Genomic DNA, 15,120 nt, shown 5'->3' on the forward strand with positions numbered 1-15,120 from the left:
TGCGCGTCCACGCTGGGCGTGGCCGAGCCGGCGGCCCCGGCGGCGGGGCGCAGGCACTGGCGCAGGGTGGACTCGATGCGGTCGAAGAACTGGTTCATGCGCTGCTGCAGGCGCTCGTGCTCGAACACCAGTGCGTCGCCCACCATCACACGCACCATGCCGGGATTGCGCTCGCCGAACTGCAGCAGCAGGGCCACCACGCGGGCCGCCTGGCGCGCCCCTTCGCTGGCCGGCTGTGCGGGGTCGGGCACGCCCTGCCCGACGATCTGCGCCACCAGGGTGAACACGGTCTGCTCGATGAAGTCGATCAGGCCTTCGAACATCTGCGCCTTGCTGGCAAAGTGCCGGTACAGCGCGGCCTCGCTCACCGCGAGGCGGGCCGCCAGCGCGGCGGTGGTGATGCGCTCGGCACCGGGCTGCTCGAGCATCGCGGCCAGGGCCTGCAGGATCTGTTCGCGCCGCTCGCCGGGCTTGGGCCGCTTGCGCGCCGCGGGGGTTTCGCCTGCAGAGGCTTCGATGGCGTCGATTTCAGAGAGGGGAGCAAGTTCGGACATAGGCAAGAAATGTGTGCAATTGATTCTCGCACACGCCATGCGCCCCTTCGGCCGCCGCGGCCCTCCAGCGCCTCAAGCGGCAAACACCAGGGTCACGCGCAGGCCCTGCCCATGCGCGCCGCTGCCGAGCGTGAGCGCGGCGCCGTGCACGCGCGCGATCTCATCGGCGATCGCGAGGCCCAGGCCCGTCCCCTCCCCCTGGGTGCCGGGCACGCGGTAGAAGCGCTGCACGACGCGCGCGCGCTCGGCCTGCGGTACGCCGGGGCCGTTGTCCTCGACCTGCAGAAAGGCGCACGCACCACCGCCACCGCCGGCCGGTTGCAGGCCGCAGCGGATGGTCACGCTGCCGCCGGCGGGCGTGTACTGGATGGCGTTGTCGACCAGGTTGGACAGCAGCTCGCGCAGCAGCCAGCCGTGGCCCGTGACATGCGCGGGGTGCACCTCGACCCCCAGGTCCAGGCCCTTTCCCATGGCGGCGTCGAGGTACATCTCGAGCAGGGACTCGCACAGGTCCTTGAGGTCCACGCGCTGGGGCGCCTGCGCCTCGAGGCTGCGCGCATCGGCGCGCGACAGGGCCAGCAACTGGTGCGCCAATTGGGAGGTGCGGCGCGTGGCATCGCGCAGCTTCTCGATTTCGTTCGCTCTCAAAGTAATAGCTGCATGCGCTTGATGGGCATGCGCTGGAGGCACTTTTTTATCCAACTCATTGCCACCCAGGTCCGGATGCGCGCCCGCGCGCGCCATCAGCGCCCAGGCCTCCACCTGCGCCTGCAGGCCGGCCAGCGGCGTGCGCAGCTGGTGCGCCGCATCGGCAACAAAGCGGCGCTGGCCCTCGGCCTGCGCCTCGACCAGGGCAAACAGCTGGTTGAGCGAGTGCACGAGGGGGCGCACCTCGACCGGCGAGGCAGCCTCGTCGATGGCACTGAGGTCGCGCGGCGAGCGGCGCTCAACGGCTTCGGTCAGGTCCACCAGCGGTTTGAACGCGCGCCGCACCGCCCAGTGGATGGCCAGGGCCGCCGCCGCCACCAGCACCAGGTTCGGCAGCAGCACGCGCACCAGCAGCAGCTGCGCCCACTGCTGGCGCGGGTCGGAGCCGTCGGCCAGCGCCACCACCAGCTCGCCCGCCGCGGTGGGGCCGCGCTGCACGGCCACGCGGTAGGTCACGCCGTCCAGCTCTTCGCTGTGGAATTCGGGCGCGTGGGTGCTGGGCAGCGCGCCGCGCACCCAGGCATCGCCCAGCAGCAACCGGCCCTGGGCGTCGCGCACGCTGAAGCCCGCGTAGGCCGACTTCTGGCGCAGAAACTCCGCCACCGGCGGGGCCAGCAGCAACAGCGGCGGATCGCCCTGGCGCGGCGGCGCCAGCACCGAGTCGGCCAGCACCGGCAAGAGCCGCAGCAGGCGCTGGTCGTGCTGGGTGGCCGCCTCGGCGGCCGAGCGGTAATCCACCCACATGCCCACCAGCGCCAGCGCGCACAGCGGCAGCAACAACAGCAACAGCAGCCGGTTGCGCAGGTTCGCGGTCATGGCGGGCATCTCCCTGACGGGCAGTGGCTAAGGAGCCAGGTGCAGCTCCAGCCGGTAGCCAAAGCCCCGGATGGAGCGCAGCGCCACGCCATGGGGTTCGAGCTTGCCGCGCAGGCGCGACACGTAGACCTCGACCGCGTTGGGCGTGATCTCCTTGTCCCAGCCCGTGAGCGCCTGCAGCAGCTTGTCCTTGCTGGCAGGCTTGGGCGCATGGATCAGCAGGTATTCGAGCACGGTCCATTCGCGCGGCCCAAGCTCCAGGGGCTGGCGCACGGCGTCGGCACCCACGCCGGTGCGCACCCAGGCACAGCGGTGGGCCGTGTCCAACTCCACCGGACCGAAGCTGAGCACCGCCGTGGTGGCGGCCTGCGAGCGGCGCAGCAGCGCGCGCAGGCGCGCCAGCAGCTCGGGCAGCTCGAAGGGCTTGAGCATGTAGTCGTCCGCGCCCAGGTCCAGCCCCTGCACGCGGTCGTGCAGGGCGTCGCGCGCGGTCAGGATGAGCACCGGCATGGCGTGGCTGGCCATGTCGGGGCGGCGCAGTCGGCGCGTGAGCTCCAGCCCGTCGATGCCGGGCAGGCCGATGTCGACCACGGCAATGTCGAACGCTTCGCTTTGCAGCACCTCCTCGGCCCGCTCGCCGCTGCCGACCCAGTCGACCGCGTAGCCGGCGTCGGACAGGCCCAGCTTGATGCCGCTGGCCACCATCCCGTCGTCCTCAACCAATAAGAGGCGCATGGTCTGCCTACCGTCTTGTGGTGCCAGGAAAGCCATGTGCCGCCACCGGCCCGCGCCAAGGCCAAACGCGGCCCCCTTCGGGGGAAGGGAACCCTGCGCAGCGGGCGGCGGTGGGGGCCATTTCAGTGCGAACGGATCATCGTGCCGTAAGCCTGGTCCGTCAGGATCTCGAGCAGCATGGCGTGCGGGACGCGGCCATCGATGATGTGCACGGCGTTCACGCCCGCGCGCGCCGCGTCCAGCGCGCCGGCGATTTTGGGCAGCATGCCGCCCGAGATGGTGCCGTCGGCGAACAGCGCGTCGATCTCGCGCGCGGTCAGGTCGGTCAGCAGTTGGCCGGCCTTGTCGAGCACGCCCGGCGTGTTGGTCAGCAGCACCAGCTTTTCGGCCTGCAGCACGGTGGCGAGCTTGCTGGCCACCACGTCGGCGTTGATGTTGTAGCTCTCGTTCTCTTCGCCAAATCCGATGGGGCTGATGACGGGGATGAAGGCGTCGTCCTGCAGCGCCTTGACGACGCTCGGGTCGATGGAGACGATGTCGCCCACCTGGCCCACGTCGTGCTCGATCGACGGGTCCTTGTTGTCGAGCATCTTGAGTTTCTGCGCCCGGATCAGGCCACCGTCGCGCCCCGTCAGGCCCACGGCCTTGCCGCCGGCCTGGTTGATCAGGCCCACGATGTCCTGCTGCACCTCGCCGGCCAGCACCCACTCGACCACTTCCATGGTCTCGGCATCGGTCACGCGCATGCCCTGGATGAACTCGCCCTTCTTGCCCAGGCGGTTCAGCGCCGTCTCGATCTGCGGCCCACCGCCGTGCACCACCACCGGGTTCATGCCCACCAGCTTGAGCAGCACCACGTCCTCGGCAAAGTCGGCCTGCAGGGCCGGATCGGTCATGGCGTTGCCGCCATATTTGATGACCATGGTCTTGCCATGGAATTTGCGGATGTAGGGCAGTGCCTGGGCCAGGATTTCGGCTTTTTCGCGGGGGCCGATGTGGGACAGGTCGGGGTCGGGGGAAGGGTCGTTCATGGAGACAGGCCGTCGGGTGAAAACAAAAGAGGGGCAAATTGTGCCCCATCCAAGAAAGGCAGGGCAGCGGCTTGTATCAGTGCGCTACCAGACGGCGCAGCCAGTCCAGCAGCACGGTGGGCAGCAGTTCAGGGCGCGGCAGCAAGGCGTAGTGCTGCGGGCCGAACACCGCGGGCACTCGTACATGTCCTGAAGCACCATGCCCCCGATTGAGCTTCGACCAAGGGCGCAACCACGGCCCGGCCGAATGCAGCGCCTGTGTCCGTTTCAGCGCCTGAGCCAGCCTGGCACCTTGAAGCGCACGATGGCGAAATAGGCCAGCACGTAGGTCACCCCAAAGAGGACGCAAAATGCCATCAGCACCGGGGTCACTCGCCAAAACAACAGTGCCGGCACGACTGTCAGCAGCGTGAATGCCCATAGATACGGTGAGGTGCGGTTGTTGCGCATGAGCATGCGCCGCGCCGTGTCGTCCCCTGCAAACACGCTGCGCACGATGCGCCGGTAGATCAGCTGGTGAAAATGCAGCGCATCCGCCACCCCGGGCGAGACGCCGCGCACCAATTTGCGGTAGATCGAGAACAGGGTTTCCCACACGGGGTAGATCAGCAGCAACAGCGGAAACCAGGGCGAGACGTCGGCGTTGCGCTGCACCAGCGAAATGCTCGCCAACGCAATCACCACGCCCCAGATATACGCACCACCGTCGCCGGCAAACAGCACACCGCGCGGGTAATTCCACACCAGAAACCCACCCGTGGCCCCTGCCATGCATAACAGCATGGTCGCCAGCGACCGGTCACCAACCTGCAAGGCCACATGCGCCAGCGCCAGACAAACAATCAGCGCCACCATGCCCGAGAGGCCGTTGTACCCGTCGATGATGTTGAACGCGTGGGGCAAACCCGCCACTGCCAACAGGGCGATGCCCCAGCCCAGCCACGGCGCGGCGGTCAGCAGGGCATCCAGCCAGGGCAGTCCCAGGCGCGGCACAGTCATGTCGAGCAGCAACACCGCCAATACGCCAGACATGCCAGTGAGCGCCAGGCGATAGCGCACGGCCAAGCGCTGCGTCATGTCTTCGGCAATGCCACCCGCGGCGGCCGGCAGCAACACTACCAGCCAGCCCCCGACGCCGTTGCCTAGGCGCAGTGACCCCGGATCACCCAGCAAAGCAGACTGCATCCATCCCAGAACCCAGCCACAGGCCAATCCCAGCAAAATGGCAGCGCCACCCAGGCGCGGCACATCGCCCAGGTGAAACCGCTGCGGCATGCCGTTGCCATATCTAGAAGCGTGTCCGCTGAGCCAGCGCACGACACCGCCTGCAGCCAGCGCCGCCACCAGAAAAGCCACCACAGACAACCAAATCATGAGCCGCCGATGGTACCCGCGCCTCCACCCTCCGCACGTAACAATTGGCGCGCCCGTCGATAGACCGGGGAACGCCACAGGTGCAGCAGACTGATCAGATGCCAGCGCAGATGCGCCCAGCGCCTGTGGCTGGCGCGCTCGCCTGCATGCAATACACGTTTCGAGACACGCACCAGGGCCAGACCCGCCAGGCGCAGGCGCAGGCACAGATCCACATCTTCACAGTACATGAAGTAGGCCTCGTCAAAACCACCCACGGCCCCCCATGCCGAGGTAGGCAGCACCAGACAGGCGGCATTGACCCAGTCCACGCGCGCTTCAGGTTGGTGCAGCACGCGGCGGCGCCACAGGCCCATAGGCGTTGGCAGCGCGCGTTCGCTGTCCTGCGGGCGACCTTGCGCATCGATCTGTAAAGGGTAGGTACAGCCCATCCCCGGTGCGGCGGCGGCCTGCACCAGCACGGCAAAAGGGTCGCCCTCTACCAGTTCCACATCGGGGTTGAGCACACAAACGAATGGCTCGGCTGCGCACGCCAAAGCTCGGTTGTGATTGGCGCCAAATCCTTTCGGCTGCGCATTACGCAGGACTTCCAGAACAAAGGGCCAGCCTCCGGAGGGCGGTACCGGCTCTGCCTCAGGCAAGTTGAGGGTAAGCGCGACGCGCGAAACGGTGTCAGAACTCAGGCGCGCCAACTCCCATAACAAGCTCTGAACGAATGCTCCATGGCCATGACTCACGATGGAGACGACCAACGTGCCAGAGCAAGACACTTGAGGAGGAGAAAAGTCGAGGATCGGTGTAGTAGCTTCCATCAGGGCTATTCTCTCTGCGCTACACGTGGGGCACGAGGGCGCACAACTTCAACATTGGTGAATGCTAGAAGTCTTCCCACAGCCCCTCGTCTATCGAACTGAAGGCGATAATAGGTACATGCTCTCTGCAAGCTTCCCCTTTAAGACACTCGCTCAAACGCCGCTTCTCCTAGCAATCCTGGGGAGCTCAATGCTTTCTTCGGCGCAAACACTACCTTCAGCCAAGATAGGATTGAGTCTCTCTGCCGGCGCGTCAGCAAAAAAAGCCGATGAATTCCTCTCTACACTTCGCCCCCCCGCTTCCGTTCAGACGCTAGAAAGTGGAAACGACCTGCTTCTCGACTTTCCTGCTGTCGCAGCCGCAGGGCCTGTTCGTTTTAAAGCCATCAGCACTATGCCCCGCACCGATGGCATGTGGTTTTTGAGCCTTAGCCCCCAGCCGGAGAGCGGTTCAGCACTCTTCGCATCTGTTGCCTTGGACCCTGCGGCTCTTCCAGAGGCTACTTTGCTGTTTAACTTAGGGAAAACACAAACCATTTTGCTAGTTGTTCGAGCTGCTGGAAAATATTATGGACTACAAAGAGAAATAAAGGTGGGGATTCCTGCCTCCGCTTCCATTAAAAAATAACATGATTCCGGCTCCAAAACTATCTTTCATAGAACACCTTCAGCATGGCGGGCTTCTTGACGAAAAAGGCGCCCAGCAGCTCTACAGTCTGACGCAAAACAAGCTGGATTCTGCATTGACTGTGGCAGGCAGAACTGGCATGGTTTCTGAGCAAGCGCTTATGAATGCGTTGGCCAGTTACACCGGATGGCCTATCGTCAGTTTTTCTGAGTTGTCATCGTTGGAACCTCAGATCACCGAAGCATTAGCAGAGTTGCAACTACAAAGCGCTTGGTGCCAGCATGAAGGTCTGGTTTTGTGGGCGACGCAAGACATACTAATCTGCTGCACACACGATCTCCTTTCTCGACCTGCCCAAGAGGTCTTGAGAATAAAATCTGCTCAAACGGGCAAATCTTTGAGTTATCGAATTGCACGCCTAATAGATCTCGAAAATCTATACGCACTAATCAACTCCCAAAAGGAAAAATTTCCTATCAACACAGGCGATATTGCACATTTGCGAGAACTGGCAGAAGAAGGCCCCATTGTTGAGTTGGTCAACGGCCTTCTCAGCCAAGCAGTTACTCGAAGGGCATCAGACATTCATATTGAGCCGGGAGAGTATGGATTTATCGCTAGAGTCCGTGTCGATGGCGTAATGCGCGATCTGCAAAATTTCAACGCTGATCGTTTTGATGCCACAGTCTGTCGCATCAAAATACTTTCTCAGCTCGACATCGCTGAACGGCGACTTCCACAAGATGGGCGAATGACAGCACGAATTCATGGCCAAGTATTCGATGTTCGAGTATCCATCCTCCCCGGAAGCAACGGCGAATCCGTTGTCATGCGCCTACTTAGACAAGATCGACCCAATTACGATTTAGGCGATCTCGGCATGCTGGATGATCACGCATCCCAATTTCGCCGTTGGATCGATGCACCCAACGGCATTATTCTGGTAACAGGACCCACAGGATCTGGCAAGACAACCACACTGTATACCGCACTGGATCTTGGTAACGATGGATTAAAAAAAATAATCACTGTAGAAGATCCAGTGGAATACAAACTCCATGGAATCACCCAACTTCAAGTCAATTCCGATATTGGATATACCTTTGCCTCCGCCCTTCGATCTATTCTACGACACGACCCTGATGTAATTCTGATTGGCGAAATTCGCGACCAGGAAACAGCTTCAATTGCAGTGCAATCTGCTCTTACAGGCCACCTTGTTTTTTCCACATTGCATACAAACAGTGCAGCCGGCGCCGTAACGCGGCTTGGCGACATGGGGGTAGAAAAGTTTCTGCTGGCCTCCAGTCTGCGTGGAATCATGGCACAACGCCTTGTGCGGCGGCTTTGTGCGCACTGCAGTCGTCCAACTGAACATGCTGATCCTGCCCATCAGGCTCTTCTGGAAGATGCACTTGCACACTGCAATGACACTAATGCCGCAGCTTCGCAAAAAATGCACCTGTGCGAACCCGTAGGATGCGATGTATGTTCGCATACTGGTTACCTAGGACGCATTGCCGTGTATGAAATGTTCGATGTGGATGAAACCATACGCCAGCAAATCTTGGATCAGGCCAGCGAAACACAAATGATTCAAGAACTGCGAAAAAGGCATGTCCGATCTATGATGCAAGACGGACTGCTCAAAGTCTGCACTGGAATAACTACCGTTTCCGAAGTGATGACTGTGGGCCAGTAAACAGAAGAAACCATGCCACTATTTAAATACCAAGCCACTTTAGGCAATGGCCAGCGCAGCAAAGGAACACTTGAGTCTACTGACAGCAATACCGCGCTCGCCACGCTAACGATGCGGGGACTCAAAGTTTTTACATTAGATGAAATGGGGTCCGGACCACGCAACGCAAAACTACCCGCGCGACAAAGCGCGGAAAAATTTGCATCCACCAAAATAGGCCGAATTTCCCAAGAAGAAGTGCTTTTGTGCATTCAAGAGCTTTCAACACTTTTGAATGCCGGCATACCTTTAGCTGATGCGCTGCTCAACATTGCGAGAGGCCATGAAGACCGCCCGCTGGGCGTAGCGCTCAACACTTCTTACTCCAGCCTACGTTCAGGCACCAGTCTCGCTGTTGCGCTGAAAAATAGCGGGCTGAACTTGCCTGAATATGTACATGAATTGGTTAAGGCAGGAGAGGAAACTGGCAAACTCGGAGCATCTCTGCAGTCGGCTTCGCTGCAAATGGAGGCCGACGCCAGTTTTCGTCGCGAAACACGCAACGCTCTTACTTACCCTTTAGTGCTCATTGCCAGCGGACTCCTGGCAACATTAGTGGTTTTTATCTTCGTTGTTCCGAAGTTTGCCAATATTCTCACTAATCCCAAGGCAGATATTCCTGCTTTCTCTCGCTGGGTACTACAAGCGGGCCTTTGGTTGGTTCATAACAAGGCAATGGCCGCAATTTTTGCGGCTGGATCCATTGCAGGAGTCTGGATTGCGCTTTCCAAGCGCACCGTGCGCGACCAGTTTTGGGAAACGGCAGCTTCCATGCCCATCATAGGACGCTGGATCGAACATGTAGAATTAGCTCGCTGGGCAAGCATGTTTTCTGTTCTCCTGCAACACCACGTTCCGCTACTTGATGCTCTGCGACACTCACAAAACTCGTTAGCAGGTCGTATCTGGCGACAAAAAGCAGAGTTGATTGCCCGTGAAGTTAAGACCGGTCAAGCACTGGCGGCGGCCATGCAAGCGCACCATTTTCTAGACACAGTGGGACTAAATCTTATTCGCGTCGGAGAACAATCCGGGAAATTGGCCCACACCACGGCATCCTTGGCTCAAATGCACCGCACTCATGCCCAACAGAGCATGAAGCAATTTTTGATTTTGCTGGAACCTGTCACCATTTTGTTGGTTTCAGTCCTACTTGGGGGCATCATGATCAGCGTCATGCTTGCTATCACCAGCCTCACCAATGTCATATAGCGCAGATACTGTCCGCCACACTACTATTCGCCTTCTCCCTTGATATTCTATGATCCAAATACGTAGCCCCAAAAATCAAAAAATCACTCCAGTCTGGCGCCATCGTGGCTTTACGCTGCTCGAAATGCTGGTGGTGATGGTCATCATCGGTCTTCTCGCAGGCTTGGTGGGACCTCGCATCTTTGGCAAAGTCGACTCCAGTAAAGTACAAACAGCCCAAGTCCAAATCAAAATGATCGAAAGCGCACTGCAGATCATGCGTCTTGATGTGGGCACGCTGCCCGATGGTGAGACTGCACTGCACTGGCTGGTCCGGGAACCGGAAGATCCCAGTGTGCGTGCCGTCTGGAAAGGCCCTTACATGGATGGCCAAATCCCAGTGGACCCCTGGAACAACCCCTACAAGATCGTCACCCCCGGTCCAGAAGGAAAATCTTTCGCCGTGACATCCTACGGAGCAGACGGCAAGCCGGGCGGCGAGGGCCTCAACGCTGACATCATGGGCAAATAAGAAAGACTTCACAGTTCCTGGTTCGCAGCGTGAAAAGATCAATGTGCAGAGCACAACAAGGATTCACACTCATCGAAATGATGGCTGTTCTGATGCTCTTTGGCTTGCTCACGGCCGTAGTGCTACCCAATTTCGAGCGCTGGTTCAGCAACACCGAACGCCGGGTAAGCGCAAGCGAACTGGCCGTCAGACTGCAAAAGCTCTACGCAAGAGCCGCACTGTTGGGACAGAACTTTGAGCTCAACGCGACCACCGCCAGCGAGAAGCTGGCAGACGGTCAGCCAGCGCTAGACATCCCCACAGGCTGGGCGTTCGCCGAAGGGCAAAGCCTCAAAATCCGCGCCTCCGGGCTGTGCCAGGCAGCATCCATCCAGTTCGTGTCCGCAGCCCAGGCTCTGGTGCTGGACGTGACCCCCGACAACTGTGAAATCATGATGCGCTCACGCTCTGCATCACCTCCATGAACCACGCCACAGCCCTCTGCAGAAAAATGTCACGACAAGCGGGCATCAGCCTGCTTGAGGTTCTGGCAGCGCTGGTGATTCTCAGCTTAGGCGCATCCGTGGCCTTCACATGGTTCGGACAAAGCGTTGCATCTATGGGGAGGCTCAAGGACGAAGAGGCTGGCCTGCTGGCGCGCAACGAAGCCATGGAATACCTGCGTGCCATCAATCCGGTGGCACAGCCTATAGGCGAAGTGGACATGCCCGGCTATCGCCTGACATGGACCAGCCACCCCATTCGTGAGGTTGTGCGGACCCTCACCACATTAGGCACACCGTCCCGCTACGAAGTCTCCCTGCATGAACTGGATGTCCAATTAAGCTACCTCACAGACAACTCCTCATGGACCCGGTTTCAGCTGCAACTTGCCGGCTATCGTCTGGTCGCTGGCAGCAGCACCAGCATTTTTGGAGCGCCGGGTACTGGAACGCCGCCATGAGGCCACCCAACCGGCAACAAGGGCTCACACTGATCGAACTGCTGGTCACCGTGGTCATCCTCAGCTTCACCGTCGCCCTCATGTCTGGCGCATTTGGCCAGATAGCGCAAATGCTACGCGTCAGCACAGAGCACAGCAACGGCTTCCTGAGCCGCTGGAACCAGTCGCGCGCGCTCTACGACATGGTGGCGAACATGGTCATAGACCCAACCCTGGAAAAACCCTTCACTGGCCAATACCAGCAACTCGACATGGTCACTCTGGCACTCCCAAACGGCCCGCCCGGTGCGCCCCGCCCCGCACACCTGCAACTCAAACCGGCCGCCGATGCAGACAACAGCACTGATTTAATACTCCAGAACCCGGCCGCCCAAAGCAGCACAGCACCATTGAAACTTGCCCGGCTGCCAGGGCGGCTGGAATTTCGATTCGTCGATCACCAAGGGCAAGAGCACGCGCAATGGCCTCCTAACGGCGTAGCGGAGTACCGTCCCCTGCCTTCGGCCATTGTGCTAAAGGACACTTACAGCCAGCAAGCCATTGCCAGAGCGGCGGCCTACGAAGGCAGCCTGGCACCAAAAAACAATGCCATCGCGCAAGCATTTGGCGTGGGCAAATAGCACGATGGCGGTTTTCTCTCGCTCCCACCGCTCGCAGGGCTTCGCCCTAGCTGCCGTTCTCTGGCTCATGGCGGGGCTCTCCATCGTCGTCGTCCTGGTGGCCGACGCCGCCAAAACTTCCGCCGAACGCGTGGCCCAACTGCGCGAGCGCACCGAATTCATACGCAGTGCGCTGTCAGGGCGCGCCCAAGCCGAATATTGGCTGTCTGGAGCGCGCCCGCGCAGCGCCGATTTTTTTGACGGCGCCACATTCGTCATGGCGGACGACACCCCTTACCAGATCGACGCGAATAGCACCATTGCCATCCAAGACCATGGAGGTCTCATCGATCTCAATACGGTCAACAGCGAACTCCTGACCAACTTTCTCGTGGGCTGCGGTGTACCCGTTGACAAAACCCCTTACCTAATCGATGCACTGGCCGACTACACTGATAGTGACAGCCTGCAGCGCCTCAACGGAGCAGAGCGCGACACCTACACAGCAGAAGGCAAACTAGCCCCCCGAAACAGCCCTCTGCTGTCCAAAGCAGAGGTATGGGACGTGTATGGTTGGGAACCTTACCGCAGCGCGTTTGAACACAACGGCTGCGAGCACAGCCTGACCATCCATGGCGAAACCACCATGCTCGGCAGCAGCCTGAACCTGGCGACAGCCCCTTCTCCAGTGCTCAAGGCCGCAGGCCTTAACGAGGAACTCATCCAGGATGTAGTCAATGCACGCAGCGACCCGGTCAAAGTGGCCGAACGCATCGCACAAAACAACGCCCTGCTGGGCACCGGAGGAATGTTTGGCGGCGCCGGTGGCAAGCAGGTGCAAAAAGTACTGCGCATCACCCACCGCCACCCCACCGGCCCCTGGCTCATGACATATACCTTGACGCTGGACCCCGAAAACGGTGACCGTCCCTGGAGCGTCAGCCAGCCCATCATGAGTGCCGCACCGGTATCCGTTGGTAAACTCCCTCCCCTGCCTTGGCCAAACCAGCCACCGGCCTCCACGCCAAGCGATGTTTCACGAATCCTGTCTTTTTAATCCCCACGGCGCAGACGCGTTGCTGGAGCGGCCCTTGCTTGGACGCATCCCAGGGCGCCTGAAGGCCGTGCGCCTGGTCGTTCCCCGGCACCTGTGCACCTACCAGCGCATAGAGTGCGACGGTGTTCCACGTCTGAAGCTGAGCAGCTTTGCCAAGCTGCAAGTTCAGGCCCTAGCGCCATTTTCTAACTATGGCTCATGCGCGGTACACCAGGCCAACTGGCTCCATGTCTGGGTCTGGGATGCAGCCATAGAGTCTGCATTTTCAAAAAAACACGGCAACAAACAGCATTTCAGCGCCCTGCCCCACAGCCTCTACAGCACGCCCAAGACCAGCGGCATCGTGTGGCTCGCCTCCGCAGGCAACACAGGTCTTGAAGGCCAACTCTGGAAAGAGGGCCACTTGATAGACAGCATGTGGTTCGACGCCCCTCCAGATGCAGACACCTGGGCTGCGCTGCATGCGCAAACTCCTGGCGTGCACGCTCTGGGCTGGCCCCTGGCTCTCCCCTCCCGTGGCGTGCTACAAGCCGTTGCCTCAGCACCACGCCCCTGGGGGCGCAACCTCACCCCTCGCAGCCAGAATCGCCCCCGCATCCAATGGGTCAGTCTGGCTCCGGCTGCACTGGTCGCCGCCACCACAACATTGGTGGGAGGGGGAAGCTGGATCTACAGCGAAAAGGAAGCCCACCAAGAAGCCATCAACCAGGGTCATCAATCGCAAGAACGCCTCTTGGCCGAACTCGAGCCCATGCAGCAAGCGCGCCAGCGCACAACCAAAACCCTAGGCTGGATCAACACAGTGCAGACACTGTCACCAGTACCCAGCACCCACAGCGTCATCACCGAACTGGCCGACATCCTCACGCGCCAGGGCTTGGTCGTGCGCGAACTCGACATCAACGCTCCCACCGTGCAAGCCACTCTGGTTGCAACAGCTGGCGGTTCACCGCGCCTCACCGCCGTCTTGGGCGCCCTCGAAAACCACCCCTGGTTTTATGACGCGCGATTTGTAGATGTGTCTGGAGGCACCGGTTTCAAGTTCGCCTGGCGCCTGCGCGCCCAAGCCCCCACCTCGCCCGAAAAAGGCCAGCCATGAACTCCTCATTGCGCTGGCTTGTCTGGCTGGCACTGCTGATCGGAGGCTGGTCCCTCACCCTCGACTGGCAAGACGAATTGAACAAACTTGGTCCCGAACGCGAGCGCCTGGAACGCTTGCGTCAACGCGAAAAAAGTGCCGCATCCGCGATTGACTGGGAGCAACTCTCACAAGAAGCAGGCAAAGCCCAGCTTGCATGGCTGAACCGATTCCCCGAGGTATCCCAAATGGGAGTCTTCCGCGCCGAAGCGATGGAAGCCATGGCCGACCTGTGTAAACGCCTGGAAGCTTCTTGTCAGGTGGCCGCCATGGGCGAAACATCGACCTCCCGCATCCAGGCTCCAGGCAACAACGCACAGAGTGGCGGCTCCACCGATGCCAAAGAACTGCAGGGATTGGTGAGCACCAGCGTGCGCGTCACCACCAGCCTTGGCAACAAGCTCATACCCTTGTTGCGCGAAATTGAAGGCGGCCCAGTCCTGCGCAAGGTAGAGAAGTTCACCGTGCGCAGCGGCCGGGCAGACTTCGTCGTCAAAACCTTTGGGCTCGACAGCCAGACTGCCACGGTCCTCAGAGCCGCCGCAGAACGCCAGTCCGCCGAGAGAAAAGCCTCCACACCTGCTGCAAACACTGCACATCAGGAAGCATCGTCAATATGAAGCCCACTGCTACCATCGCCTTGGCTGCGGCGCTGATTGGGAGCGCAGCCGCGCTGGGAATTTGGGGGGGACAGCGCAGCGCACATAGCGTGGTGCCCGCCGCAGCCTATCTCTCCAAGACCACGACAAACAGCGCAAAAGCTGCCATCCCCCACATTGCGCTTCCTCCGGCCCTGGAAGATCAGCCACAGGAAGAGGTTGTGGCTCCCAAGAGCTCTGCAGTTGCCAACGAACCCACCGATATCATTCCGGGCGGCGCCGTGTCAGGCAATGCTGTCGACAGAATGTGGGAAACCACGGCCAGCCAGGCTTGGCAAGTTCGCGCCACCCCGATCACTCCTCCCAACTGGTTTATCACCGGTGTAGTGCAACGGGGCGAAAAGACCCAAATCATTGTGCAATTCGATGGCGAGCCTGCCCCTCGTTTTCTGAAAATCGGCGACGTCTTACCCGGCGGCGGCAAGCTTGCTTGGGTGCGCCCGGACGCCATCGGCATCATCACCCCCAACCGCAAACGCATTGGCATCCCCGTCCTGTCCGACAGTTCCATTCCTGCCCCCCTTCACAGTACCCGCCCAAGCAAAGATGCATCTGCATCGGCCCGCTGACTGGCCCCTGTTTCCACACGCGAGCTCCCCGTT

The 15,120-nt window shown here is 60.5% G+C and carries 17 protein-coding genes; 11 read left to right on the forward strand and 6 right to left on the reverse strand.

Annotated elements, in window-relative coordinates:
* The 6 genes from slmA to B2J89_RS14705 form a co-directional block, all read right to left on the reverse strand.
* The coding region (gene slmA, locus B2J89_RS14680) for a nucleoid occlusion factor SlmA (RefSeq protein WP_169169813.1) at positions 1-554 on the reverse strand (554 nt) is incomplete at its 3' end.
* Positions 555-626: 72 nt separating this feature from the next.
* A complete protein-coding gene (locus B2J89_RS14685) occupies positions 627-2,078 on the reverse strand; it encodes a sensor histidine kinase (protein ID WP_169169814.1) in 1,452 nt (483 codons plus the stop codon).
* A 27-nt stretch (positions 2,079-2,105) separates the two neighbouring features.
* The gene (locus tag B2J89_RS14690; RefSeq protein ID WP_169169815.1) at positions 2,106-2,813 is read right to left on the reverse strand and encodes a response regulator transcription factor; all 708 of its coding nucleotides are present in this window, start codon (positions 2,811-2,813) and stop codon (positions 2,106-2,108) included.
* Positions 2,814-2,935: 122 nt separating this feature from the next.
* Positions 2,936-3,844 (reverse strand): acetylglutamate kinase, encoded by a 909-nt coding sequence (gene argB, locus B2J89_RS14695; RefSeq protein WP_169169816.1) that lies wholly within the window; start codon positions 3,842-3,844, stop codon positions 2,936-2,938.
* A gap of 267 nt (positions 3,845-4,111) precedes the next feature.
* A complete protein-coding gene (locus B2J89_RS14700; protein WP_169169817.1) occupies positions 4,112-5,218 on the reverse strand; it encodes a glycosyltransferase in 1,107 nt (368 codons plus the stop codon).
* The gene (locus tag B2J89_RS14705; RefSeq protein ID WP_240965040.1) at positions 5,215-6,030 is read right to left on the reverse strand and encodes a glycosyl transferase; all 816 of its coding nucleotides are present in this window, start codon (positions 6,028-6,030) and stop codon (positions 5,215-5,217) included. The genes B2J89_RS14700 and B2J89_RS14705 overlap by 4 nt, the downstream gene beginning before the upstream one ends.
* Before the next feature lie 118 nt (positions 6,031-6,148).
* On the opposite strand from B2J89_RS14705, the gene B2J89_RS14710 reads away from it, so the two are divergent.
* From B2J89_RS14710 to B2J89_RS14760, 11 genes are read left to right on the forward strand one after another with little or no spacing between them, the layout of a single operon-like run.
* Positions 6,149-6,658, forward strand: a complete 510-nt coding sequence (locus tag B2J89_RS14710) for a hypothetical protein (RefSeq protein ID WP_169169818.1) — start codon at positions 6,149-6,151, stop codon at positions 6,656-6,658.
* A gap of 1 nt (position 6,659) precedes the next feature.
* The gene (locus tag B2J89_RS14715) at positions 6,660-8,360 is read left to right on the forward strand and encodes a GspE/PulE family protein (RefSeq protein ID WP_169169819.1); all 1,701 of its coding nucleotides are present in this window, start codon (positions 6,660-6,662) and stop codon (positions 8,358-8,360) included.
* Between the two features lie 12 nt (positions 8,361-8,372).
* Positions 8,373-9,611, forward strand: coding sequence for a type II secretion system F family protein (locus B2J89_RS14720; RefSeq protein ID WP_169169820.1), 1,239 nt, complete (start codon positions 8,373-8,375; stop codon positions 9,609-9,611).
* Positions 9,612-9,660: 49 nt separating this feature from the next.
* Positions 9,661-10,122, forward strand: a complete 462-nt coding sequence (gspG, locus tag B2J89_RS14725; RefSeq protein WP_169169821.1) for a type II secretion system major pseudopilin GspG — start codon at positions 9,661-9,663, stop codon at positions 10,120-10,122.
* A gap of 41 nt (positions 10,123-10,163) precedes the next feature.
* Positions 10,164-10,586: a Tfp pilus assembly protein FimT/FimU gene (locus B2J89_RS14730; RefSeq protein WP_256368858.1), complete on the forward strand. Its 423-nt coding sequence runs from the start codon at positions 10,164-10,166 to the stop codon at positions 10,584-10,586.
* On the forward strand, positions 10,583-11,065 hold the full coding sequence (locus B2J89_RS14735) for a prepilin-type N-terminal cleavage/methylation domain-containing protein (protein ID WP_169169823.1): 483 nt from the start codon (positions 10,583-10,585) through the stop codon (positions 11,063-11,065). The genes B2J89_RS14730 and B2J89_RS14735 overlap by 4 nt, the downstream gene beginning before the upstream one ends.
* Positions 11,062-11,685: a type II secretion system protein gene (locus B2J89_RS14740; protein WP_169169824.1), complete on the forward strand. Its 624-nt coding sequence runs from the start codon at positions 11,062-11,064 to the stop codon at positions 11,683-11,685. The genes B2J89_RS14735 and B2J89_RS14740 overlap by 4 nt, the downstream gene beginning before the upstream one ends.
* A gap of 4 nt (positions 11,686-11,689) precedes the next feature.
* The gene (locus B2J89_RS14745; RefSeq protein ID WP_169169825.1) at positions 11,690-12,721 is read left to right on the forward strand and encodes a general secretion pathway protein GspK; all 1,032 of its coding nucleotides are present in this window, start codon (positions 11,690-11,692) and stop codon (positions 12,719-12,721) included.
* Positions 12,696-13,820, forward strand: a complete 1,125-nt coding sequence (locus B2J89_RS14750) for a hypothetical protein (protein ID WP_169169826.1) — start codon at positions 12,696-12,698, stop codon at positions 13,818-13,820. The genes B2J89_RS14745 and B2J89_RS14750 overlap by 26 nt, the downstream gene beginning before the upstream one ends.
* Positions 13,817-14,479: a hypothetical protein gene (locus B2J89_RS14755; protein WP_169169827.1), complete on the forward strand. Its 663-nt coding sequence runs from the start codon at positions 13,817-13,819 to the stop codon at positions 14,477-14,479. Before B2J89_RS14750 ends, B2J89_RS14755 begins: the two co-directional genes overlap by 4 nt.
* Positions 14,476-15,087: a hypothetical protein gene (locus B2J89_RS14760; protein ID WP_169169828.1), complete on the forward strand. Its 612-nt coding sequence runs from the start codon at positions 14,476-14,478 to the stop codon at positions 15,085-15,087. Before B2J89_RS14755 ends, B2J89_RS14760 begins: the two co-directional genes overlap by 4 nt.
* Positions 15,088-15,120 lie beyond the last annotated feature (33 nt).

The sequence above is a fragment of the Acidovorax sp. SRB_24 genome (genome assembly GCF_012931925.1).